This is a genomic window from Streptomyces sp. NPDC001599 (assembly GCF_042893535.1).
Lineage (GTDB): Bacteria > Actinomycetota > Actinomycetes > Streptomycetales > Streptomycetaceae > Streptomyces.
Genome location: NZ_JBIAVA010000025.1, coordinates 49,720 through 71,483, shown reverse-complemented (window position 1 = coordinate 71,483; position 21,764 = coordinate 49,720). Strand labels below are relative to the sequence as shown.

Genomic DNA, 21,764 nt, shown 5'->3' with positions numbered 1-21,764 from the left:
GGACGGCGGCGGGAACGAGGGCGGGGAGGGAGGCCGTGCGGCCTCCCTCCCCGGCTCCCCCGTTCACGCGGCCCGGGCAAACCGGGGCCGGCGCTGTCGCGGCGTATGGCTCTCCGCCTCGTCGGCGCCGTGCCGGGCCTGGCGGCGGGCGGCGCGACGGGCCCGGATCACCTCGCGGGCCAGCCGGGCCTCGTCGGCGCGGCGGATCAGTTCGGCGGAGCGGTACTGCTGGAACTCGTACTCGTACATGGTGTGCCCCTCGGCTTCTCTTCGGTTTCGGTTTCGGTTTCGGCTTCGCTCGCTTGCGATGCCTCAACCTTCGTCTCCAAGGGGGGTAGGCCACATCGGGTAAGTTCCGCATCTTCGGTGCCCCGCGGGGCCTTAGACGCGCGTGAGGGGTCTTAGGGCGCGCGCCACAGGCGGGCGACCGTCCTAAGACCCCTCAGAAGTGCCTGGTCAGCCGGTGGCGGGCAGCCCCAGCAGGACGTCCGTGTACTTCAGCACGGCCAGCAGCAGGCCGATGACGCCGAGGGCGACACCCGCCCAGGCGACCGACTTGATCCACGGGGCCTGCGGGCGGCCGGGCGCGCCGAACGCGGGACGGGCCAGCACGACGACGCCGACGATCAGCGCGACCAGGGCGAAGATGCCGCCCCACATCGCGGTGGCCTGCCAGGCGTTGCCGTAGCCCTTCTCGATCAGCGTGCCGACGTCCGACGACGAGGACGTCTGCAGCTGGCCCATCAGGGACTCGCGCGCGGAGGCCACGGTGCCGACCCAGCTGCCGGTCAGGGAGACGATGCCGAGACCGGCGGAGACCACGGCGCCCGCGCCCTGGCCGACGCCGGTTGGGGCCGCCTCGGTCCCTTCGGTGCCGTCCGTGTCCTCGTCCGTCGCCGTGTCGGCGTCCTCGGGGGTGTCGGTCTCGGCCGCCTCAGGGGCCTCGGGCGCCTTGGTGACCTCAATGGACTCGGCGGCCTCGGTCGCCTCGGCCGCTTCGGCCGCCTCGTCCGTCCTGTGCTCGTCGGTCTTCACGCCGGTCTCGTCCACTGTCTTCGTTCCCATGCCTCGCACCGTACGGACGCTGTCTGAGAGGTCCCTTAATGATCCTTGTGAGCGGCACGCGCGCGTGCTTCGCGTGCCGCACGCCACTCGGGTGCGAGCACGGCCCACACCTCCATGTCCTGGCGCTTGCCCCGGTAGGGGAAGCTCTCGCGCAGCACGCCCTCACGCATCATGCCGAGTCGCCGTGCGGCGTTGACACTCGGGGTGTTCGCCGTCGAGGCGTGCCACTCCACGCGGTGCATGCCGCGCTCGTCGAAGGCCCAGTCGATCAGCACGCGGGCACCGCGGGTGACCAGGCCGCGGCCCGTTCCGGCGGGCTCCAGCCAGCAGCCGATCTCGCAGACGCCGGTGGCGGCGTCGAAGACGCGGTAGAGCAGGCCGCCGACGAGGGTGCCGTCCAGCCACAGCCCGTGCAGGAAACCGCTGTCGGCGGCGTGCCGGTCGGCGTAGGCCTGGAGCACCTCGCGCGCGGAGTCGACGTCGGTGGCTTTCACCCCGAAGGGGATGTGCTCGGTGATGAAGTCCCGGCCCCGGTCCAGGTGGGCCAGGAACTCCTCGGCGTGCCAGGTCTCCAGGGGGCGCAGCTCGGCCCCGTCGTCACCCAGTGGTATCGCGTACATCCCGCTGCCGTTCCTCCTCCGCCAGGACGTCCGCCACCTCGGCGTCCGTCGCCGCGGCCAGCCTCTCATGGGCGGCCCGGCACTCGGGCGGCTCGATGCTGATGCGCGGCAGGAGGGCGTCCAGGCGGCGCGGCAGCCACCAGTTGGCGCGGCCGAGCAGGTGCATCAGGGCGGGCACCAGGAGGGTGCGCAGGACGAAGGCGTCCAGGGCGACCGCGGCGGCCAGCGCGATGCCGAACATGGCGATCACCCGGTCGCCGCTGAGGACGAAGGCGAGGAAGACCGAGATCATGATGACGGCCGCGGAGTTGATCACGCGGCCGGTCTCGGCGAGCCCGACCCGGACGGCCCGGCGGTTGTCTCCGGTCTCCAGCCACTCCTCGTACATCCGGCTGACCAGGAAGACCTGGTAGTCCATGGAGAGCCCGAAGAGCACCGAGACCATGATCACGGGCAGGAAGGGTTCGATCGGCCCCGCGCTGCCGAGGCCGAGCAGTTCGCTTCCCCAGCCCCACTGGAAGATCGCCACGACCACGCCGAAGGCGGCGGCCACCGCGGCCACGTTCATGGCGGCGGCCTTGAGGGGGATGCCGACGGACCGGAAGGCCAGCAGGAGCAGCAGGCAGCCGAGGCCGATGACGACGCCGACGAAGAGGGGCAGCTTGCCGACGATGACGTCGGCGAAGTCGTCGTAGCCGGCCGTCACGCCGCCGACGTGCACGTCGAGCGCGGTGCCGGCCTCGGCGCGCGGCAGCACCTCGGAGCGCAGCCGCTCGACCAGGTCGCTGGTGTCCTCGGACTGCGGTGCCGACTCGGGTACGACGGTGAGGTACGCGGCGTCGCCGCCGGAGTTGTACATCACCGGCGTCACCGAGGAGACGCCCTCGGTGGTGCGCAGGGTGGCGTCCAGGTTGTCCAGGGCGAGGCGGTCCTCGGCGCCGCGGACCTCGGTGACCAGGGTGAGCGGTCCGTTGACGCCGGGACCGAAGCCGTCGGCGAGGAGGTCGTAGGCCTGGCGGGTGGTGGTGCCCTTGGGGTCGTTGCCCTGGTCGGAGGTGCCGAGGCGCAGGCCGAGGGTGGGCAGGGCGACGACGGTGATGACGACGAGGGCGATCGCGCCGAGCAGTTTCGGGTGGCGCTCGACGAAGGCCGACCAGCGGGCGGCGAACCCGGTCGGCACCTCGGGTTCGGGGCCGTGCTCGGCGAGCCGGCGCCGCTCGCGCCGGCTCAGGGCGCGCGGCCCGATGTACGCCAGCAGGGCGGGCAGCAGCGTCACGGAGGCGGCGACGGTGAGGAGCACGGTCAGCGAGGCAGCGACGGCGACGCCGTTGAGGAAGCTCAGCCGGAGGATCAGCATGCCCAGCAGGGCGATGCAGACGGTGGCACCCGCGAACACCACGGCTCGTCCGGTGGTCGCCACGGCGTCGGCGGCGGCTTCCGCCACGGACAGGCCCCGTTTCAGTCCGCGCCGGTGTCTGGTGACGATGAACAGGGCGTAGTCGATGCCGACGCCGAGTCCGATGAGGGTGCCCAGCATGGGCGCGAAGTCGGCGACGGTCATGGCGTGGCCGAGGAGCGTGATGGCGGCGTAGGCGGTGCCGACGGAGACCAGCGCGGTGGCGATGGGCAGCAGTGCCGCGGCGACGGACCCGAAGGCCACGAAGAGCACGACCGCGGCCACGGCCACCCCGACGGCCTCGGCGAGGTGGCTGCCGCCGGACTCGGTGAGCGCTATGGCGCCGCCGCCCAGTTCGATCCGGAGCCCGTCGGTCTCGGCGGCCTCGGCGGTGTCGACCACGGCCCGTGCCTGGCCCGGGTCGAGGTCCTGGGAGGCGGCCTCGAAGGTGACGGTGGCGTACGCGGTGTCGGCGTTCTCGCTGATCAGGGGCGAGTCGGCGTCGTGGTACGGGTTGCTGACCGCGGCCACCCCGGGCAGGTCCGCGATGCGGTCCAGGGTGCGCGTCATGGCCTGTTCGACGTCGGCCGCGCGGACGGTGCCGGACGTGGTGTGCCAGACGATGGTGTCGCTGTCGCCGCCGAGGTCGGGGAAGCGGGATTCGAGCAGCCGGGAGGCGCGGTCGGAGCCGGTGCCGGGGATCCCGTAGTCGTTGGAGTACGCGGAGCCGGCGACCGTGGTGGCGGTGGCCACCCCGCCGAGGGCGAGCAGCCAGAGCAGGACGGTGACGAGGCGACGTTGAACACACCAGCGTGCGAGGGCTGCCACGAACGTGCTCCCAGGGTGTCTGATTGTGGATCTTTGACCGGGAACACCCGTGAAGCCGGGAAGACCGGGAATGGCCGTCCATGGTGTGAACAGACCGCAAAGAACGCATGAGCAATGCGGAATCACTCTTGCAGGCAGAAGTGATCCTTTGCGGACTTAGTGTCCTTATTCACAACAACGGCCCCGGGGGAACCCGCCGTGCTCGGCGCGTCCCCCCAGGGCTCGTCGGGTGTACGAGTGTCAGCCTTCGGCCACGCCCAGCTTCTCCAGGATCAGTTCCTTGACGCGGGCCGCGTCCGCCTGGCCGCGGGTCGCCTTCATGACCGCGCCGACCAGGGCGCCGGCCGCGGCCACCTTGCCGCCGCGGATCTTGTCCGCGATGCCCGGGTTGCCGGCGATGGCCTCGTCGACGGCGGTGGTCAGCGCGCCCTCGTCGGAGACGACCTTCAGGCCGCGCTTGTCGACGACCTCGTCCGGCGTGCCCTCACCGGCGAGGACGCCGAGGATGACCTGGCGGGCCAGCTTGTCGTTCAGCTCGCCCTTGGTCACCAGCTCGGCGACGCGGGCGACCTGGACCGGCGTGATCGCCAGCTCGTCGAGCGTCTTGCCCGACTCGTTGGCGCTGCGGGCCAGCTCGCCCATCCACCACTTGCGGGCGGAGGCAGCGTCGGCACCGGCGTCGATCGTGGCGACGATCGGGTCCAGGGCTCCGGCGTTGAGGATGGACTGCATGTCGTTGCCGGAGATGCCCCACTCCTCGCGGAGGCGGTTGCGGCGCACCAGCGGCAGCTCGGGCAGGCCGGACCGGATCTCCTCGACCCACTCGCGGGACGGGGCGACGGGCACCAGGTCGGGCTCCGGGAAGTACCGGTAGTCCTCGGCCTCCTCCTTCACGCGGCCCGAGGTGGTGGACCCCGTGTCCTCGTGGAAGTGGCGGGTCTCCTGGATGATCGTGCCGCCGTCGTTCAGCACGGCGGCGTGCCGCTGGATCTCGAAGCGGGCGGCGCGCTCGACGGAGCGCAGCGAGTTGACGTTCTTGGTCTCACTGCGGGTGCCGAACTTCTCCCGGCCGTGCGGGCGCAGCGACAGGTTGACGTCGCAGCGCATCTGGCCCATCTCCATGCGGGCCTCGGACACGCCGAGGGCACGGATGAGTTCGCGCAGCTCGCGGACGTACGCCCGGGCGACCTCGGGGGCCCGCTCGCCCGCTCCCTCGATCGGCTTGGTGACGATCTCGATGAGCGGGATGCCTGCGCGGTTGTAGTCGAGCAGGGAGTGCGAGGCGCCGTGGATCCGGCCCGTCGCGCCACCGACGTGCAGCGACTTGCCGGTGTCCTCCTCCATGTGGGCGCGCTCGATCTGGACGCGGAAGGTCTCCCCGTCCTCCAGCTGTACGTCGAGGTAGCCGTCGAAGGCGATCGGCTCGTCGTACTGGGAGGTCTGGAAGTTCTTCGGCATGTCCGGATAGAAGTAGTTCTTCCGGGCGAAGCGGCACCACTCGGCGATCTCGCAGTTCAGCGCGAGACCGATCTTGATGGCCGACTCGACGCCGGTCGCGTTGACGACCGGGAGCGCGCCGGGCATGCCGAGGCAGACGGGACAGGTCTGGGTGTTCGGGTCGGCACCGAGCGCGGTCGAACAGCCGCAGAACATCTTGGTCTTGGTGCCGAGTTCGACATGGACCTCGAGGCCCATGACGGGGTCGTACGACGCGAGTGCGTCCTCGTACGACACCAGGTCGGTCGTGGTGGTCACGGTGAAACTTCCCTCTCAGCCCAGCAGGACGTCGTCGTCGCCGAGACGCTTCAGCTCGCGGTACAGGATGGCGAGGTTGGTGACGACGGCGGCTCCGGTGACGACGGCGTCGAGCAGTCGCAGCGTGTCGCTCTCGCCACGGGCCTTCTTGATCTGCTTGTAGACCCCGACGGCGCCGAACGCCGACGTGGCCATCGAGACGTACAGACCGGACTTGGACTTCTTGAAGCCCTTGGCCTTGGTCAGTGCACTCACAGCGACGGAGCCTCCTCGATCAGCGGGTGGCCCCACTTTTCCACGAAGGCGGCCTCGACGGCGGCGCCGACCCTGTAGAGCCGGTCGTCCTTCATGGCGGGGGCGATGATCTGCAGACCCACCGGCAGGTTGTCCTCGGGCGCGAGGCCGCAGGGCAGCGACATGGCCGCGTTGCCCGCCAGGTTGGTGGGGATGGTGCACAGGTCGGCCAGGTACATCGCCATCGGGTCGTCGGCGCGCTCGCCGATCGCGAAGGCGGTGGTCGGGGTCGTCGGGGAGACGATCACGTCGACCTGCTCGAAGGCCCGCTCGAACTCCTGCTTGATGAGGGTGCGGACCTTCTGGGCGCTGCCGTAGTACGCGTCGTAGTACCCGCTCGACAGGGCGTACGTGCCGAGCATGATGCGGCGCTTGACCTCGGGGCCGAAGCCGGCCTCGCGGGTCAGGGAGGTGACCTCCTCGGCGGAGTGCGTGCCGTCGTCGCCGACGCGCGCGCCGTAGCGCAGGCCGTCGAAGCGGGCCAGGTTGGAGGAGCACTCGGACGGGGCGATCAGGTAGTACGCGGAGAGCGCGAGGTCGAAGGACGGGCAGTCCAGCTCGACGATCTCGGCGCCCAGCGACTTCAGCAGCTCGACGGACTCGTCGAAGCGCTGGACGACACCGGCCTGGTAGCCCTCGCCGCGGAACTGCTTGACGACGCCGACGCGCATGCCGTCGACGCTGCCGTTGCGGGCGGCCTCGACGACCGCGGGGACCGGGGCGTCGATGGAGGTGGAGTCCATCGGGTCGTGCCCGGCGATCACCTCGTGCAGCAGGGCCGCGTCCAGGACCGTGCGGGCGCAGGGGCCGCCCTGGTCGAGGGAGGAGGAGAAGGCGACCATGCCGTAGCGCGAGACGCCGCCGTAGGTCGGCTTGACGCCGACCGTGCCGGTGACGGACGCGGGCTGGCGGATGGAGCCGCCGGTGTCGGTGCCGATGGCGAGCGGGGCCTGGAAGGCGGCGAGGGCCGCCGAGGAGCCACCGCCGGAGCCGCCGGGGATCTTGGTGAGGTCCCAGGGGTTGCCGGTCGGGCCGTAGGCGCTGTTCTCGGTGGAGGAGCCCATGGCGAACTCGTCCATGTTGGTCTTGCCGAGGATGACGACGTCGGCGGCCTTGAGGCGCTGGGTGACCGTCGCGTCGTACGGCGGGATCCAGCCCTCGAGGATCTTGGAGCCGACGGTGGTGGGGATGCCCTCGGTGGTGAAGATGTCCTTGAGCGCGAGGGGGACGCCGGCCAGCGGGCCGAGCTTCTCGCCGCGCTCGCGCTTGGCGTCGACGTCGCGGGCCTGGGCCAGCGCGCCCTCGCGGTCCACGTGCAGGAAGGCGTGCACCTTCTCGTCGACGGCCTCGATGCGGGCCAGGTGGGCCTCGGTGACCTGGACGGCGGTCAGCTCGCCGGAGGCGATCTTCGCGGCGATCTCGGCCGCGGTGAGCTTGATGATGTCGCTCATGGCTTACTCCTCCCCCAGGATCTGCGGCACCTTGAAACGCTGCTGCTCCTGGGCCGGGGCGCCGGAGAGCGCCTGCTCGGGCGTGAGCGACGGACGGACCTCGTCCGGCCGCATGACGTTCGTCAGCGGGAGCGGGTGCGAGGTCGGCGGTACGTCTTGGTCGGCGACCTCGCTGACGCGGGCGACCGCGCCGATGATGTCGTCCAGCTGTCCCGCGAAGTGCTCGAGCTCTTCGGGCTTCAGCTCCAGACGCGCCAGCCGGGCGAGGTGGGCGACCTCCTCGCGCGTGATGCCAGGCATGCAGCGTTCCTCTGGGTGAGTGTGTGGTCGGGGCACCTCGGCCGGGACAAGTCGCTTGTCCCCGTCGATTCGGCCCAATCGGTTTGGCCCAATCCTATGGGGCCGGGCCCCGTGGCCGTTAAACGGTTTCCCCCCGGGGTGGCTCACCCGCGCCGCGCGTCCCGGGCGGCGCTGCTCAGGAAGTGGTTGTCGTACGGCTCCCGGACCTCCAGGAGGAGGAACATCTCGGCGGAGTGGTCGTGCCGGTCCCTCACCGCCGCGGTGAGGGAGGGGCGAGTCGCGCGGCGTGGTCGCCGCGGTCAGGTCACTCGTCGCTCGCCGCCGCGGGCAGGGCGGCGGCGGCCCGGACCCAGCCGCGCGAGCCGCGGGCCAGCAGCCAGGCCGTGGTCTCCTCCGGGGGCATCGCGGCCGCGACCAGCCAGCCCTGTACGGCGTCGCAGCCGAGGTCCCGCAGGCGCTCCCAGGTCTCATCGTCCTCCACGCCCTCGGCGACGACGAGCAGGCCGAGCGAGTGGGCGAGGTCGACGGTGCAGCGCACGATCTCGGCGTCCTCGTTGTCGATGGCCAGCCGGGCCACGAACGAGCGGTCGATCTTCAGCTCGCTGACCGGCAGCCTGCGCAGGTGGACGAGGGAGGAGTACCCCGTGCCGAAGTCGTCCAGGGACATCTTGACGCCGTGACCGGTCAGCGCGTTGAGGGTGTCGGCGGCGCGCTGCGGGTCCTCCAGGAGGACGTGTTCCGTGATCTCCAGTTGGAGCGCTCCCGCGGGGACTCCGTGCCGGGCGAGCCGGGCGGCCACCGAGCCCGCGAAGCCGGGGGTGTGGACGTCGCGCGGGGAGACGTTGACCGCGACCGGCACGAACAGCCCCTGGGCGCGCCACCGGGCGACCTGGCCGAGCGCGGTCTCCAGTACGTACTCGGTGAGGTGGGGCATCAGCCCGGAGGACTCGGCGATCGCTATGAACTCGTCCGGCGGCACCTTGCCCCGCTCGGGGTGCACCCAGCGCACCAGGGCCTCCAGGCCCGCGACCTGCCCGTCGAAGCGGACCTTGGGCTGGTAGTGCAGCTGGACCTCGTGAGCGTCCAGGGCACGGCGCAGGTCGCCGAGGAGGCCGAGCCGGTCCGGGGTGTTGGAGTCCCGCTTGGACTCGTAGACCTCCACCCCGGTGCGGTCCCGCTTCGCCTGGTACATCGCCACGTCCGCGCGGCGCAGCAGCCCCTCGGCGTCCAGCGCGTGGTCGGGGAAGACGGCGACGCCGGCGCTGGCCTCCAGGACGAGGGTGAGCCCGTCCAGGTCCATGGGGGAACTGAGCGCACCCACCAGGCTCCGGGCGACCCGGGTCGCCGACGTGGTGGAGTCGGCGACGGGCAGTAAGACGGCGAACTCGTCACCGCCGAGCCGCGCGGCCTCCGCCCCGCGCGGCAGGGCCTGCCTCAGCCGGTCGGCGGTCTGGAGCAGCAGCCGGTCGCCGGCGAGGTGCCCGAGCGTGTCGTTGACCGACCGGAAACGGTCGAGGTCGATCAGCATCAGGGCGGCGCGGGCGCCGATGCGCTCGGCGTCGTCCAGCGCGGTCCAGGTGCGCTCCAGGAGCCACTGCCGGTTGGGCAGACCGGTGAGCGGGTCGCGCAACTGCTCCTCGGCGCGGGCGCGGGCGATCCACAGGGTGGAGTCGAGGGCGATGAGCGGGATGGCGAACAGCGGCAGCAGCAGCGGCTTGGCGACGGCGACGACGCAGATCAGCGGGGCGATGCCGAGCAGCGCGACCGCGACCAGTCCCTGTCTGACCAGAGCGGTGCGGGCGACGGTGGGCAGACCGGGGCGCGGTGTCTGGAGATACCACAGCAGGGCGCGGGTGACGGCGAGGTAGGCGATGGCGACGAGTGCCACCTTGGGCGCCGCGTACACCCCCCACGTGGCCGGGTCCCAGGGGTGCTCCACGGACGGTACGGAGCCGCAGACGCCGAGGAGCAGGGCACCCGCGGCGATGCCGAGGATGTCCACCGCGCCGTGCAGGACGCCCTGCCGCCAGCGGCCCCGGCGGGCTATCCCGACCAGGACGACGACGGTGAGGCTGACCATGCCGGCCGGGACCCAGCCGTACAGCAGCAGGACGGCGAGGGTGAGGGCGGCGCCCGAACCGGTGCCGCCCCACCAGCGGGAGCGGCCGAGCATGACCAGGTGGCCGACGACGATGCCGGCCAGCACGGCCAGGGACCAGCCGACGGTGCCGGGCGGGAAGAGGGCGTGCCCGTCGCTGAACGCCCGGTAGAAACCGGCGCCCAGGACGAAGGCGGCGATCGCGACGACGGCCGCGGGCAACGCGGGCCAGGACAGGTGCCGTTCACCGTCCGGGTCGGCGAGGCCGTGGGGATGTCCTTGCGCGTGGCCGTGGGTGTGGCCGACGGCCTGCGGCACGCGGGTGCCCGTCGCGGAGGGCGGGACGCCACCATCGCGTTGCCCGAGCCACCGGCTCACGTGCCACGCGCCCACCATGCGACGCAGGCTCAGCCGTGAGCCCGCGGCGGCGCTCTCGGTCGGTTCCATTCCCGTCCCTCTCACAGCCGGCGGTGCCCACGCCACGCGGCCCCCGCCTCGACCACCTTCAACGGCTCCGCGTCGGAGACCCCTCCCCCTGTCACTCGGGGCAGGGGGGTGCCCCGACCGCAGCTGGGCACGGCGGGCGCACACCTCAACAGTAGGCCGCGGAAGGCTTCCAGGGGCACTGGTCGTCGACGGTTGCCCGAATGCCACCCGGCCACCCGTATGCATCTGATATGCGCCGATCGGGTGGCCTTCAACCGCTATTCCTCAGCCGAAAGCGCGACACCCGCCGCCTCTTCGGGTCCTTGTTCGAGCAGAACGGCGAAACCGTCCTCGTTCAGAACCGGCACTTTCAGCTGCATCGCCTTGTCGTACTTCGAACCTGGGTTGTCACCGACCACGACGAACGACGTCTTCTTGGACACCGATCCGGTCACTTTCGCGCCCCGGCTCTGGAGGGCGTCCTTGGCGCCGTCCCGGGTGAAGTTCTCCAGGGTGCCGGTGACGACGACGGTGAGTCCTTCGAGCGGGCGCGGCCCTTCGTCCTCCCCCGTCGACCGGTCCTCCAGGGGGACGCCGGCCGCCTTCCACTTGCGCACGATCTCGCGGTGCCAGTCCACCGCGAACCACTCCTTGACGGCGGTGGCAATGGTGCCGCCCACCCCGTCCGTGCTCGCCAGCTCCTCCTCGGTGGCCTGCTCGATGCGGTCGATGGAGCGGAACTCGCGGGCGAGGGCCTGGGCGGCGACCGGTCCGACGTACCGGATGGAGAGGCCGTTGATGAAGCGGGCCAGCGGGCGGGTCTTGGCCTCCTCGATGTGCCGGAGCAGCGCGAGGGTGTTCTTCTTCGGCTCGCCCGCCTTGTTGGCGAAGACCGTGGCGATCTTCTCCTCCCCGGTCTCGGGGTCGCGCTTGGGCAGCCCGCTGTCGGGGTCGAGGACGTACGCCCTGATGGGCAGCAGCTTCTCGACGGTGAGGTCGAAGAGGTCGCCCTCGTCCACCAGCGGCGGCTCGGACGGCTCCAGGGGCCCGGTCAGCGCGGCCGCCACCACCCCGCCGAAGTGCTCGATGTCCAGGCACTCCCGGCCCGCGAGGTAGGCGACACGCTCGCGCAACTGCGCCGGGCAGGCGCGGGCGTTGGGGCAGCGGAGGTCGATGTCGCCCTCCTTCATCGCCTTCAGCGGCGTCCCGCACTCGGGGCACTTCGCCGGCATCACGAACTCCCGCTCGCTGCCGTCCCTGAGGTCGGCGACCGGCCCGAGGATCTCCGGGATCACGTCACCGGCCTTGCGCAGCACCACGGTGTCGCCGATGAGCACGCCCTTGGCCTTGACGACCTCCTGGTTGTGCAGCGTGGCGAACTCCACCTCGCTGCCCGCCACGGTGACCGGCTCGACCTGCGCGTACGGCGTGACGCGGCCGGTGCGGCCGACGCCCACCTTGATGTCGACCAGCTTGGTGTTGACCTCCTCCGGCGCGTACTTGTAGGCGATGGCCCAGCGGGGCGCGCGGGCGGTGGAGCCGAGCCGGCCCTGGAGGCGGATCTCGTCGAGCTTGACGACGACGCCGTCGATCTCGTGCGCGACGGAGTGCCGGTTCTCGCCGTAGTACGCGATGAAGTCCCGTACGCCGTCCAGGCCGTCGACCACCCGGTTGTGCGGGGAGGTGGGCAGGCCCCAGGTCTTCAGCAGGTCGTACGCCTGGGAGAGCCGGGTCAGGCCCGAGTAGCCCTCCAGGATGCCGATGCCGTGGACGACCATGTGCAGCGGGCGGGAGGCGGTGACGCGCGGGTCCTTCTGGCGCAGCGAACCGGCCGCCGCGTTGCGCGCGTTGGCGAAGGGCTTGTCCCCCGCCTCGTTCAACCGGGCGTTGAGTTCCTGGAACTTCTCCATCGGGAAGTAGACCTCGCCGCGGATCTCCACGAGGTCGGGGACCTTGTCGCCCGCCAGGCGCTCGGGGATCTCGGCGATGGTGCGGACGTTGGGCGTGATGTCCTCGCCGGTGCGGCCGTCGCCGCGGGTGGCGGCGCGGACGAGGCGGCCGCGCTCGTAGGTGAGGTTGACGGCGAGTCCGTCGACCTTCAGCTCGCACAGGAAGTGGTACTCCTGCTCGCCCAGCTCCCGGGCGATGCGGTCGAACCAGGCGGCCAGCTCGTCGTCGTTGAAGGTGTTGTCCAGGGAGAGCATCCGGGTGGGGTGCTGCACGGCCGTGAACTCGGTCGCGTAGGCGCCGGCGACCTTCTGGGTCGGGGACTCGGGGGTGCGCAGCTCCGGGTGGCGCTCCTCCAGCTCCTCCAGGGTGCGCAGCAACCGGTCGAACTCCGCGTCGCTGACGACGGGCGCGTCGTTCACGTAGTACCGGAAGCGGTGCTCCTCGATCTGCTCGGCGAGCTGCGCGTGCCGCTCCCGCGCCTCGGCGGGCACGCTCGTCGTCTCCGCCTGCTTGTCGCCCTGCTTGTCGCCGGCCACCGTATGTCCTCCCGTTACTCTGGGTTGTCCGCGAGAGATTGTGCCGCCCGGACGCAGTGGGCGAGCGCGCGCCGGGCGTAGTCCGGGGAGGCACCCGCGAGTCCGCACGCCGGCGTGACGGTGACCGCCTCCGCGAGCAGCTCCGGACGCAGCCCCAGCCTGCGCCACAGCGTTCTGACACCCATGACGCTACCGGCAGGGTCTGACAATGCGGTGTCCGTGCCCGGCACGACACCGGTGAAGAGCCGGGTGCCGCCCTCGACGGCCTCACCGATCGCGTCGTCGTCACGCTCGGTGAGGAGCGAGAAGTCGAAGGAGACGCCCGCGACGCCGGCCCGCCGCAGCAGGGCGAACGGCACGTCCGGTGCACAGGAGTGGACGACGACGGGGCCGCCGTCGTGCACCCCGGCGACCTCGCGCAGCGCCGCCTCCACGACCTGGCGGTCGACGGCGCGGTGGGTGCGGTAGCCGCTGGCGCTGCGCACCTGGCCACGCAGGACGGCGGTGAGGGAGGGCTCGTCGAGCTGGAGGACGGGGCGGGCTCCCGGGACGCGGCGCCGGATCTCCGCCAGGTGCAGGCGCAGGCCCTCGGCGAGGGAGGCGGCGAGGTCGCGGCAGGCGCCGGGGTCGGAGAGGACCGCCTCGCCGCCTCGCAGTTCCAGGGCGGCGGCGAGCGTCCACGGGCCGACGGCCTGGACCTTGAGCGGGCCCTCGTAGCCCTGGGTGAACTCCTCCAGAGCGTCGAGGTCCTCCCCCAGCCAGGCCCGGGCCCGCTTGGTGTCCCGGCCCGGGCGGTCGCCGAGTCGCCAGCCGCTGGGCTCCACGCGCGCGTACAGCTCGACGAGCATGCCGGCGGTGCGGCCGATCATGTCGGCGCCGGGGCCGCGGGCGGGCAGCTCGGGGAGGAAGGGGAAGTCCTCGAAGCTGCCGGTGGCGGTTTTGGCGGCCTCTCGGGCGTCGTGGCCCGGGAGGCTGCCGATGCCGGTGGCGGGGGCGAAGGTGTCGTTCACGGGGCAAGCGTACGCAGGGGTGCGGGGCTTGATTTCGCCCCCGCCGCCCCTTCCCGTTCCCGACCCCGGGGGCTGCGCCCCCAGACCCCCGCTTTCGGCCTGAACGGCCTCGTCCTCAAACGCCGGACGGGCTGGAGCTACCGCCCCGGGCGTACCGTCAGGTCGTTGACCTCCGCGTCCCTCGGGAGGTCGAGGGCCATCAGGATCGTGGTGGCGACGGACTCGGGGTCGATCCACTTCGCGGGGTCGTAGTCCTTGCCCTCCTGCTGGTGGACCTTGGCCTGCATGGGGCTGGCGGTGCGGCCCGGGTAGACCGAGGTGACGCGGACGCCGTTCGCGTGCTCCTCCTGGCGCAGGGCGTCGGCGAGCGCCTTCAGGCCGTGCTTGGAGGCGCCGTACGCGGCCCAGCCGGCGTGGGCGTTGAGGCCGGAGCCGGAGTTGACGAAGAGGACGTGACCCTGCGCGACGCGGAGCTGGGGCAGCAGGAGGCGGGTCAGCTCGGCGGGGGCGACGAGGTTGACGTTGAGCTGGTTGAGCCAGGTCTTCGGGGTGAGGTCGCCGACCGCACCGAGGTCGACGACCCCGGCGATGTGCAGCAGGGAGTCCACCCGGTCGGGCAGCGACTGGTGCGAGAAGGCCCAGGACAGCTTGCCCGGCTCGGCGAGGTCCCCGACCAGGGTCCTCGCACCGGGGAGCGCGGCGGCCAGTTCCTTGGCGCGGCCCGCGTCGCGCGCGTGGAGCACGATCTCGTCACCGCGTTCGTGCAGGCGGCGGGCGACGGCCGCGCCGATGCCGGAGCCCGCTCCGGTGATCACATGTGTAGCCATGCCCGCCATGCTCGCACCACCGGTGTCCTACTCGATGCCCTGGCTCTCCTCCAGGTAGGCGAGCGCGCCGACCGGCTCCTCGGCGAAGAAGACCAGCTCGGTGAGGGGGCGGGGCAGGAAGCCCTCGTCCTCCATGCGGCGGAACTGCTCCTTGAGTCCGTCGTAGAAGCCCGCGGTGTTGAGCAGGACGACCGGCTTGTCGGTGTGCCCGTGCTTCTTCAGCTCCAGGATCTCGGTGGCCTCGTCGAGCGTGCCGGTGCCGCCCACCATGATGACCACGGCGTCGGCCTTCTCCAGCAGCAGCCGCTTGCGTTCGGCCAGGTCCTTCGCGATCACCATCTCGTCGGCGCCCTCGCGCGCCTTGGCCGCCAGGAAGTCCACCGAGACCCCGAGCAGCCGTCCGCCGGACTCCTGCACGCCGTCGGCGACCACCTTCATCAGACCGACGTCGGAGCCGCCCCAGACGAGGGTGTGCCCGCCCTTGCCGAGCAGTTCGGCGAACTCCTTCGCGGGGCGCGTGTAGCGCTCGTCGAGGTCGGCGGCGGAGAGGAAGACGCAGATGTTCATGGCCTCCACCGTACGGCCCGGTCCGGAGGGGAAGAACCCGCCCTGCGAGGACGCTGTAGTACGTGACGCAGACCACTGCCACCAGGAGGACGACCGTGACCAAGGGACTCAAGGGACACGTCATCACCGTCGAGCCGAGCGACCGGCACGTGCGCGTGGTGCACGGCGGGCAGGTGCTGGCGGAGAGCGACGGAGCGCTGGTGCTGCACGAGACGGGCTGCCCCGACCGGTACTACATCCCGGCCGACGACGTGCGCCTCGACCTGCTGACGCCGTCCGGCACGACCACCCACTGCCCCTTCAAGGGCGATGCCTCCTACTGGTCGCTGCCGGACGCGGCGGACCTGGTCTGGGCGTACCCGGACCCGAAGCCGGAGGTCGCGGAGATCAAGGACCACCTCTGTTTCTACGCAGTCGAAGTGTCCTGAGCGATGAATCCGGTGCCGTAGGGCAGTCTGCACAGGCATGGAGATGACGACTGTTTCGCGTGACGGCACCCGCATCGCCTACGAACGCTCCGGGCGGGGACCGGCGGTCGTGCTCGTCAGCGGCGCGATGTCGACGGGGGCCACGACGGCGCCCCTGGCCGCCGAGCTGTCGGGCCGTTTCGACGTGACCGTGTACGACCGCCGGGGGCGCGGCGAGAGCGGCGACACGGCGCCCTACGCGGTGGAACGCGAGATCGAGGACCTGGCGGCGCTGATCGAGGCGCTGGGCGGCGAGGTCTCGCTGTACGGGATGTCGTCGGGTGGTGCGCTGGTGCTCCGGGCGGCGGCGAGCGGTCTGCCGGTGCGCCGGGTCGCCGTGTACGAGGTGCCGTACGCCATGGACGACGCCGCCGCGCGGGCCGCGGCCGAGTACACCGAGCGGCTGGGCGAGGCCCTCGGGCAGGGCAGGCGCGGGGACGCGGTGGAGCTGTTCCTGCGTCACACGGGGCTGGGCGAGGAGATGATCCGGGGTGCCCGGCAGTCCCCCATGTGGGCGGGGATGGAGTCGGTGGCGCCGAGCCTCGCGTACGACGACGCCGTGCTGGGCGACGGCCGGGTGCCCCGCTCCGAGATTGCCGCGATCAGCTGCCCCCTGCTGGCCCTCGCGGGCGGCGCGAGCGACGCGTGGTGGCACGAGGCCGCCCGTGCGATCGCGGAGGCGGCTTTGGAGGGCACCTACGGCACCGTGGACCGGCAGACCCACATGGTGGAGCCGGGCGTACTGGCGCCGGTGCTGACGGAGTTCCTCGCCGGATGAGCCGGCGCCGTCGTGCGCCTCCGCGACGGCTCAGGCCGCGCCGGCCGTGGCGCGCGTCGTCGACGCGATCGTCGCCGAGCCCACCACGCGCGTGCCGTCGTACAGCACGATCGCCTGGCCGGGGGCGACGCCGCGGACCGGCTCGGTGAAGGTCACCTCCAGGGTGCCGTCGGCCAGTTCGGCGCGGACCTCGGTCTCGCCGCCGTGGGCGCGGAGCTGGGCGGTGTAGGTGCCGGGGCCGGTGGGGGCGGCGCCGCACCAGCGGGGCTTGATCGCGCGGAGGGCGTCGACGTCGAGGGCCTCGGCCGGGCCGACCGTCACGGTGTTGTTCACCGGGGAGATGTCCAGGACGTAGCGCGGCTTGCCGTCGGGGGCCGGGGTGCCGATGCGCAGGCCCTTGCGCTGGCCGATGGTGTAGCCGTAGGCGCCCTCGTGGGTGCCGAGCCGGTTGCCCGCCTCGTCGACGATGTCGCCCTCGGCCTTGCCGAGGCGGTCGGCGAGGAAGCCCTGGGTGTCGCCGTCGGCGATGAAGCAGATGTCGTGCGAGTCGGGCTTCTTGGCCACCGCGAGGCCCCGGCGCTCGGCCTCCGCGCGGATCTCGTCCTTGGTGGTGACCGTGTCACCGAGCGGGAACATGGCGTGGGCGAGCTGCCGGTCGTCGAGCACCCCGAGGACGTAGCTCTGGTCCTTGGCCATGTCGGAGGCGCGGTGCAGCTCGCGGACGCCGTCCTCGCGCAGGATCACCTGGGCGTAGTGGCCGGTGCAGACGGCGTCGAAGCCCAGCGCGAGAGCCTTGTCGAGGAGGGCCGCGAACTTGATCTTCTCGTTGCAGCGCAGGCACGGGTTGGGGGTGCGGCCGGCCTCGTACTCGGCGACGAAGTCCTCGACCACGTCCTCCCGGAAGCGGTCGGCGAGGTCCCACACGTAGAACGGGATGCCGATGACGTCGGCGGCGCGGCGGGCGTCCCGTGAGTCCTCGATGGTGCAACAGCCCCGGGCGCCCGTGCGGAAGGACTGCGGGTTGGCGGAGAGCGCCAGGTGGACGCCGGTCACGTCGTGCCCCGCCTCGGCCGCGCGGGCGGCGGCGACGGCGGAGTCGACTCCGCCCGACATGGCGGCGAGGACGCGGAGGGGACGGGTGCGCTGCGGGGTCTCAGTCATAACCCCTCCAGAGTACGGGGGAAGCGGGAACCGGAGCGCGCGAGTATGCGTTGAAGATCGCATGGGGGCGAAGCAGGGATCCACGAGCGGGTCCACACCGGGCGGGCCGGCCGGCGGCGGGTCCGCGGACGGCGACCGGCGCATCGGCCGCCGCGCGCTGATCGTCGGCGGGGCGGCGGCGGCCGTGGGCACCGGTGTGCTGGCCCGCGACGAGCTGTCCCGCCTGTGGTGGCGGATACCGGGCGTCGAGCGGCCCCGCGAGGACGGTGTGGTCGACTACGCGGGCGCGCGCTGGGTGGCGGCGTCGGACGCGAACTGGCGGCGCGCGGACCGGCCGGACGACTTCGGCATCGACATGGTGATCGTCCATGTCACGCAGGGCAGCTTCGACAGCGCGGTGCGGGCCTTCCAGGACCCGGGGCACAAGGCGGCCGCGCACTACATCGTGGGGCAGGACGGGCGCGTCACCCAGATGATCCGCGAGCTGGACGTGGCGTACCACGCGGGCAACCGCGACTACAACGAACGCAGTGTCGGCATCGAGCACGAGGGCTTCGTGGACCGCCCGCAGGACTTCACCGACGCGATGTACGCCGCCTCCGCGCGGCTGACGGCGGGGATCTGCGCCCGGTACGGCATACCCGTGGACCGCAAGCACATCCTGGGCCACGTGGAGGTGCCGGGCACCGACCACACCGACCCGGGGCCGCACTGGGACTGGGACCGGTATCTGAAGCTGGTGCGGCGGGCGGCCACGAGCGGTCCGTCGAAGCCGCCGACCAAGGCCTGACCCCTACGGCGCCCGTAGGGCAGGCCGTACGACAGCTCTTACGACAGTCCCGCCGCCCGGGCGCGTTCCACCGCGGGCCCGATCGCCTTGGCGACCGCCTCCACGTCGGCCTGGGTCGAGGTGTGCCCCAGGGAGAAGCGCAGGGTGCCGCGGGCCAGGTCGGGGTCGGTCCCGGTGGCCAGCAGGACGTGGCTGGGCTGGGCGACGCCCGCGGTGCAGGCGGAGCCGGTGGAGCACTCGATGCCCTGGGCGTCGAGCAGCAGGAGGAGGGAGTCGCCCTCGCAGCCCGGGAAGGTGAAGTGGGCGTTGGCCGGCAGGCGGCCCCCGGGCGACGGGTCGCCGCCGAGGATCGCGTCCGGGACGGCCGTACGGACGGCGTCGACCAGGTCGTCGCGCAGGGCGCCGATCTCGCGGGCGAACGACTCGCGCTGCTCGGCGGCGAGACGCCCGGCGACCGCGAAGGAGGCGACGGCGGGGACGTCGAGGGTGCCGGAGCGCACATGGCGTTCCTGTCCGCCGCCGTGCAGGACGGGCACCGGGGTGTACTCCCGGCCGAGCAGCAGCGCGCCGATGCCGTAGGGGCCGCCGATCTTGTGGCCGGAAACGGTCATGGCGGCGAGCCCGGAGGCGGCGAAGTCGACCGGCAGCTGGCCGAAGGCCTGGACCGCGTCGGCGTGCAGCGGCACGTCGAACTCGGCGGCCGCGTCGGCGAGTTCCCGGACCGGCATGATGGTGCCGATCTCGTTGTTGGCCCACATCACGGTGGCGAGCGCGACGTCCCCGGGGTCGCGGGCGATGGCCTCGCGCAGCGCCTCGGGGTGGACCCGGCCCTGGGCGTCGACCGGCAGGTACTCGACGGTGGCGCCCTCGTGCTCGCCGAGCCAGTGGACGGCGTCGAGGACCGCGTGGTGCTCGACGGGGCTGGCCAGGACCCGGGTGCGGGCCGGGTCGGCGTCGCGTCGGGCCCAGTACAGGCCCTTGACGGCGAGGTTGTCGGCCTCCGTGCCGCCGGAGGTGAGGACCACCTCGCTGGGACGGGCGCCGAGCGCCTCGGCGAGGGTCTCGCGGGCCTCCTCGACGGTGCGCCGAGCCCGGCGGCCGGACGCGTGCAGGGAGGAGGCGTTGCCGGTGGCGCTCAGGTGCGCGGTGAGCGCCTCGACCGCCTCGGGAAGCATCGGGGTGGTCGCGGCGTGGTCGAGGTAAGCCATGGTGCGGCCGATTCTACGGGGCGGTTCCGCGCGGTCTCAGACCAAGGTTGGCCTCGTCGGGCAGCGGCCGGCACGAGACGGTGAGGTGCTTCACAGGCTCCAGGACATGGTGCTGTCGGCGGACATGAAGGCGACCAGGACCAGCAGGTCGGCGACGCCCAGGCCGAGACCGAGGAGGGCCCGGCCGCGGCGGGCGGTGCCGCGCCACAGGGCGACGCCGGCCAGGGCGATCGCGATCGGGCCGAGGAATACGTTGAGGACCAGCAGGCCGAGGAGACCGAGGACGAAGGAGGCGACGGCCATGCCGTCGGTGTCGTGGATGCCGGTACGACGGGTGGTGCGGGGGCTTTCGGTGGTGCGGTCGGCCGGTGCGGTGAGCTGCATGGTGTTCTCCCTGCCGTGCGTCGGTGGAGGTGCGTCAGTGGGCGGAGGTGCTCCGCCGGCGGCCGTGCCGCTCGCGGACCGCGAAGATGCCGAGCCAGACGGCGATGACCAGGCCGGCCGCGACGGAGAAGGTCAGCGGTGCGTGGGCGACGGCGCCCAGGACCACACCGAGGAGCAGAAGGGCGACGACGAGAAACAGCATGGAACGGATCCCCCAACCTTGCGTGGACGCTTCGGTGAACGATTGTGGTTACAGTTGTTCACTGACTTCTCAGTCTAGCGCGCCGCACGGCTTTTCAATTCCAGAGAACAGTTGTTAACTGCATGGCATGAGTCACACCCCCGGCGTTCGGCAGGCGCAGAAGCAGAAGACCCGGCAGGCGCTCCTGGACGCGGCGCTCGGCCTGCTGGAGGAGCAGAGCCTGAGCAGCCTGGGACTGCGCGAGGTCACCCGTGCCGTGGGGGTCGCCCCGACCGCCTTCTACCGACACTTCCACTCCACGGCGGATCTCGGCGTGGCGCTGGTCGAGGAGGCGCTGGGGAGCCTGCACCCGATGATCCGGACCACGATGTCACCGGCCGAGGACGACGACGAACGCATCGCCCGCGCGGTCGAGTTGATCGCCGGTCATGTGGCCGCGCACCCGGCTCACGTCCGTTTCATCGCGCGGGAGCGGCACGGCGGCGTGCAGCCGGTGCGCCGGGCGATACGGGAGCAGTTGGCGCGGTTCGCCGAGGAGGTGCGGGCCGAGCTGGCCACGGACGCGTCGGCGGCGGGCTGGAGCGAGACCGACCTGCGCATGCTGGCGGGCCTCTACGTCGACCAGATGCTGATCACGGCGTCCCTGTTCCTGGAGACGCTGGACGCCCCGGAAGAGGAGCGCCGCCGGGCCGTCGAGACGGCACGGCGGCAACTGCGGCTGATCAGCGTCGGCCGCAGGCACTGGCTGGACTGAGCCCGCCGGGGGTCAGTCGAGCCGAACCCGGGCCAGCTGGCGGGACTGGGCGACCAGGCGGTCGGCGCTGTCCCAGACCTCGGCGTCCTCCTCCAGGAAGCCGCCGGCGAGGTTGCGGGTGGTGATGGAGACCCGCAGCGGGCCCGGCGCCGGGCGGCACCGCACGTGCGCGGTCAGCTCGACCGTCGGCACCCAGCCCTTGAGCCCCAGCTCGAAGGCGGTCGGGGGCAGCGCGTCCACCGCGAGGAGCAGCGAGAGCGGGTCGGCGTCGCGGCCGTCGGCGAGACCGAACCAGGCCCGCATCTCGCCCCGGCCCGAGGGCTGCCCCAGCGCCCAGCCCAGGGTGGCGGGGTCGAGCTTGAGCATCAGCCGGTCGGCGATGGCCGAGCTGCCGTCCACGGGGGCGGGGCCGTCCTCCGGACCGAAGCACTGGTCCATCGGCGGGATCGCGGGCGGCTTCGCCGAGGTGCGGACGTCGTCGGGCAGGGCGCCGAGGTCGCCGTAGGACGCGAGCACGCGGATGCGCTCGACCTCGTTGCCCTCGTCGTCGTACTGGAAGAGGGAGGCCTGGCCGGTGGAGAGGGTGCGGCCGGTGCGGACGGTCTCGGTGCGCACGACCGCCGGGCCCGGCCGGGAGGCGGTGAGGTAGTGCGCCGAGATGGTGAACGGGTCGGGGTGCGGGAGCGCGTCGCCGAGGGCCCGGCCCAGGACGGCCAGCAGGTAGCCGCCGTTGACGGCGTTGATGATCGTCCAGCCGGCCGAGAGGTCGAGGTCGTAGACGCCGGGCGCGCGCGGGGTGACGGCGGTGTCCCGGTCGAACTCGCTGTCGCCGATGGTGGCCCGTACGGCCGCTGCGGAGGCTGCTTCTGGCATGACTGCACGGTACAACAGGGCGCT

22 protein-coding genes are annotated in these 21,764 nt (G+C 72.2%); 4 read left to right on the top strand and 18 right to left on the bottom strand.

Annotated elements, in window-relative coordinates:
- Positions 1-63 precede the first annotated feature (63 nt).
- The 13 genes from ACFYZ3_RS36755 to ACFYZ3_RS36695 all read right to left on the bottom strand — a co-directional run bounded on the left by ACFYZ3_RS36755 (position 64) and on the right by ACFYZ3_RS36695 (position 15,123).
- Entirely contained in the window at positions 64-249 is a 186-nt protein-coding gene (locus tag ACFYZ3_RS36755; RefSeq protein WP_388527285.1) for a hypothetical protein, read from the bottom strand.
- Positions 250-456: 207 nt separating this feature from the next.
- On the bottom strand, positions 457-1,065 hold the full coding sequence (locus ACFYZ3_RS36750; RefSeq protein ID WP_388527283.1) for a hypothetical protein: 609 nt from the start codon (positions 1,063-1,065) through the stop codon (positions 457-459).
- A gap of 35 nt (positions 1,066-1,100) precedes the next feature.
- Positions 1,101-1,685, bottom strand: a complete 585-nt coding sequence (locus ACFYZ3_RS36745; RefSeq protein ID WP_388527281.1) for a GNAT family N-acetyltransferase — start codon at positions 1,683-1,685, stop codon at positions 1,101-1,103.
- Positions 1,663-3,909, bottom strand: coding sequence for an MMPL family transporter (locus ACFYZ3_RS36740; protein ID WP_388527278.1), 2,247 nt, complete (start codon positions 3,907-3,909; stop codon positions 1,663-1,665). The genes ACFYZ3_RS36745 and ACFYZ3_RS36740 overlap by 23 nt, the downstream gene beginning before the upstream one ends.
- A 240-nt stretch (positions 3,910-4,149) precedes the next feature.
- Positions 4,150-5,664, bottom strand: a complete 1,515-nt coding sequence (gene gatB / locus ACFYZ3_RS36735) for an Asp-tRNA(Asn)/Glu-tRNA(Gln) amidotransferase subunit GatB (RefSeq protein WP_388527275.1) — start codon at positions 5,662-5,664, stop codon at positions 4,150-4,152.
- 15 nt (positions 5,665-5,679) lie between these two features.
- Positions 5,680-5,919, bottom strand: a complete 240-nt coding sequence (locus ACFYZ3_RS36730; RefSeq protein WP_007444751.1) for a hypothetical protein — start codon at positions 5,917-5,919, stop codon at positions 5,680-5,682.
- Positions 5,916-7,409, bottom strand: coding sequence for an Asp-tRNA(Asn)/Glu-tRNA(Gln) amidotransferase subunit GatA (gene gatA / locus ACFYZ3_RS36725; RefSeq protein WP_388527272.1), 1,494 nt, complete (start codon positions 7,407-7,409; stop codon positions 5,916-5,918). The genes ACFYZ3_RS36730 and gatA overlap by 4 nt, the downstream gene beginning before the upstream one ends.
- A 3-nt stretch (positions 7,410-7,412) precedes the next feature.
- The gene (gene gatC, locus ACFYZ3_RS36720; RefSeq protein ID WP_003973500.1) at positions 7,413-7,709 is read right to left on the bottom strand and encodes an Asp-tRNA(Asn)/Glu-tRNA(Gln) amidotransferase subunit GatC; all 297 of its coding nucleotides are present in this window, start codon (positions 7,707-7,709) and stop codon (positions 7,413-7,415) included.
- 304 nt (positions 7,710-8,013) lie between these two features.
- Positions 8,014-10,254: a cyclic Di-GMP phosphodiesterase RmdB gene (gene rmdB / locus ACFYZ3_RS36715; protein WP_388527269.1), complete on the bottom strand. Its 2,241-nt coding sequence runs from the start codon at positions 10,252-10,254 to the stop codon at positions 8,014-8,016.
- Between the two features lie 257 nt (positions 10,255-10,511).
- Positions 10,512-12,719 (bottom strand): NAD-dependent DNA ligase LigA, encoded by a 2,208-nt coding sequence (gene ligA / locus ACFYZ3_RS36710; protein ID WP_388527266.1) that lies wholly within the window; start codon positions 12,717-12,719, stop codon positions 10,512-10,514.
- Positions 12,720-12,733: 14 nt separating this feature from the next.
- On the bottom strand, positions 12,734-13,729 hold the full coding sequence (locus ACFYZ3_RS36705) for a methionine synthase (RefSeq protein WP_388527264.1): 996 nt from the start codon (positions 13,727-13,729) through the stop codon (positions 12,734-12,736).
- A 137-nt stretch (positions 13,730-13,866) separates the two neighbouring features.
- Entirely contained in the window at positions 13,867-14,556 is a 690-nt protein-coding gene (locus ACFYZ3_RS36700) for an SDR family oxidoreductase (RefSeq protein ID WP_388527261.1), read from the bottom strand.
- A gap of 27 nt (positions 14,557-14,583) precedes the next feature.
- Positions 14,584-15,123 (bottom strand): TIGR00730 family Rossman fold protein, encoded by a 540-nt coding sequence (locus tag ACFYZ3_RS36695; RefSeq protein ID WP_361011276.1) that lies wholly within the window; start codon positions 15,121-15,123, stop codon positions 14,584-14,586.
- A 95-nt stretch (positions 15,124-15,218) separates the two neighbouring features.
- Here ACFYZ3_RS36695 and ACFYZ3_RS36690 point away from each other — a divergent pair, with 95 nt between their 5' ends.
- A complete protein-coding gene (locus tag ACFYZ3_RS36690) occupies positions 15,219-15,551 on the top strand; it encodes a DUF427 domain-containing protein (RefSeq protein WP_388527320.1) in 333 nt (110 codons plus the stop codon).
- A 37-nt stretch (positions 15,552-15,588) separates the two neighbouring features.
- Positions 15,589-16,368 (top strand): alpha/beta fold hydrolase, encoded by a 780-nt coding sequence (locus ACFYZ3_RS36685; RefSeq protein ID WP_388527258.1) that lies wholly within the window; start codon positions 15,589-15,591, stop codon positions 16,366-16,368.
- 30 nt (positions 16,369-16,398) lie between these two features.
- On the opposite strand, the gene mnmA is transcribed toward ACFYZ3_RS36685, so the two are convergent.
- The gene (gene mnmA / locus ACFYZ3_RS36680) at positions 16,399-17,529 is read right to left on the bottom strand and encodes a tRNA 2-thiouridine(34) synthase MnmA (RefSeq protein ID WP_121713611.1); all 1,131 of its coding nucleotides are present in this window, start codon (positions 17,527-17,529) and stop codon (positions 16,399-16,401) included.
- 61 nt (positions 17,530-17,590) lie between these two features.
- Here mnmA and ACFYZ3_RS36675 point away from each other — a divergent pair, with 61 nt between their 5' ends.
- The gene (locus tag ACFYZ3_RS36675) at positions 17,591-18,319 is read left to right on the top strand and encodes an N-acetylmuramoyl-L-alanine amidase (RefSeq protein WP_388527255.1); all 729 of its coding nucleotides are present in this window, start codon (positions 17,591-17,593) and stop codon (positions 18,317-18,319) included.
- A gap of 38 nt (positions 18,320-18,357) precedes the next feature.
- On the opposite strand, the gene ACFYZ3_RS36670 is transcribed toward ACFYZ3_RS36675, so the two are convergent.
- The 3 genes from ACFYZ3_RS36670 to ACFYZ3_RS36660 form a co-directional block, all read right to left on the bottom strand.
- Positions 18,358-19,527 (bottom strand): cysteine desulfurase family protein, encoded by a 1,170-nt coding sequence (locus tag ACFYZ3_RS36670; RefSeq protein WP_388527252.1) that lies wholly within the window; start codon positions 19,525-19,527, stop codon positions 18,358-18,360.
- A gap of 90 nt (positions 19,528-19,617) precedes the next feature.
- On the bottom strand, positions 19,618-19,911 hold the full coding sequence (locus tag ACFYZ3_RS36665) for a DUF4190 domain-containing protein (protein ID WP_361011267.1): 294 nt from the start codon (positions 19,909-19,911) through the stop codon (positions 19,618-19,620).
- Positions 19,912-19,945: 34 nt separating this feature from the next.
- Positions 19,946-20,113: a hypothetical protein gene (locus ACFYZ3_RS36660; protein WP_087807106.1), complete on the bottom strand. Its 168-nt coding sequence runs from the start codon at positions 20,111-20,113 to the stop codon at positions 19,946-19,948.
- 127 nt (positions 20,114-20,240) lie between these two features.
- Between ACFYZ3_RS36660 and ACFYZ3_RS36655 the strand changes: the two genes are divergently transcribed.
- Positions 20,241-20,867: a TetR family transcriptional regulator gene (locus ACFYZ3_RS36655; protein ID WP_388527248.1), complete on the top strand. Its 627-nt coding sequence runs from the start codon at positions 20,241-20,243 to the stop codon at positions 20,865-20,867.
- Positions 20,868-20,879: 12 nt separating this feature from the next.
- Here ACFYZ3_RS36655 and ACFYZ3_RS36650 read toward each other — a convergent pair whose 3' ends face one another.
- Positions 20,880-21,740 carry a thioesterase family protein gene (locus tag ACFYZ3_RS36650; RefSeq protein ID WP_388527245.1) on the bottom strand — a complete coding sequence of 287 codons (861 nt, stop codon included), beginning with the start codon at positions 21,738-21,740 and terminating at the stop codon, positions 20,880-20,882.
- Positions 21,741-21,764: the final 24 nt, after the last annotated feature.

What these genes read in the sequence shown, in the direction of transcription:
- ACFYZ3_RS36655 (WP_388527248.1), top strand. Translation starts at nt 20,241, where the DNA reads ATGAGTCACACCCCCGGCGTTCGGCAGGCGCAGAAGCAGAAGACCCGG.
- ACFYZ3_RS36665 (WP_361011267.1), bottom strand. Translation starts at nt 19,911, where the DNA reads ATGCAGCTCACCGCACCGGCCGACCGCACCACCGAAAGCCCCCGCACC.
- ACFYZ3_RS36700 (WP_388527261.1), bottom strand. Translation starts at nt 14,556, where the DNA reads ATGGCTACACATGTGATCACCGGAGCGGGCTCCGGCATCGGCGCGGCC.
- ACFYZ3_RS36750 (WP_388527283.1), bottom strand. Translation starts at nt 1,065, where the DNA reads ATGGGAACGAAGACAGTGGACGAGACCGGCGTGAAGACCGACGAGCAC.
- rmdB (WP_388527269.1), bottom strand. Translation starts at nt 10,254, where the DNA reads ATGGAACCGACCGAGAGCGCCGCCGCGGGCTCACGGCTGAGCCTGCGT.
- mnmA (WP_121713611.1), bottom strand. Translation starts at nt 17,529, where the DNA reads ATGACTGAGACCCCGCAGCGCACCCGTCCCCTCCGCGTCCTCGCCGCC.
- gatA (WP_388527272.1), bottom strand. Translation starts at nt 7,409, where the DNA reads ATGAGCGACATCATCAAGCTCACCGCGGCCGAGATCGCCGCGAAGATC.
- gatC (WP_003973500.1), bottom strand. Translation starts at nt 7,709, where the DNA reads ATGCCTGGCATCACGCGCGAGGAGGTCGCCCACCTCGCCCGGCTGGCG.
- ACFYZ3_RS36660 (WP_087807106.1), bottom strand. Translation starts at nt 20,113, where the DNA reads ATGCTGTTTCTCGTCGTCGCCCTTCTGCTCCTCGGTGTGGTCCTGGGC.
- ACFYZ3_RS36695 (WP_361011276.1), bottom strand. Translation starts at nt 15,123, where the DNA reads ATGAACATCTGCGTCTTCCTCTCCGCCGCCGACCTCGACGAGCGCTAC.
- ACFYZ3_RS36745 (WP_388527281.1), bottom strand. Translation starts at nt 1,685, where the DNA reads ATGTACGCGATACCACTGGGTGACGACGGGGCCGAGCTGCGCCCCCTG.
- ACFYZ3_RS36675 (WP_388527255.1), top strand. Translation starts at nt 17,591, where the DNA reads ATGGGGGCGAAGCAGGGATCCACGAGCGGGTCCACACCGGGCGGGCCG.
- ACFYZ3_RS36755 (WP_388527285.1), bottom strand. Translation starts at nt 249, where the DNA reads ATGTACGAGTACGAGTTCCAGCAGTACCGCTCCGCCGAACTGATCCGC.
- ACFYZ3_RS36685 (WP_388527258.1), top strand. Translation starts at nt 15,589, where the DNA reads ATGGAGATGACGACTGTTTCGCGTGACGGCACCCGCATCGCCTACGAA.
- ACFYZ3_RS36670 (WP_388527252.1), bottom strand. Translation starts at nt 19,527, where the DNA reads ATGGCTTACCTCGACCACGCCGCGACCACCCCGATGCTTCCCGAGGCG.
- ACFYZ3_RS36650 (WP_388527245.1), bottom strand. Translation starts at nt 21,740, where the DNA reads ATGCCAGAAGCAGCCTCCGCAGCGGCCGTACGGGCCACCATCGGCGAC.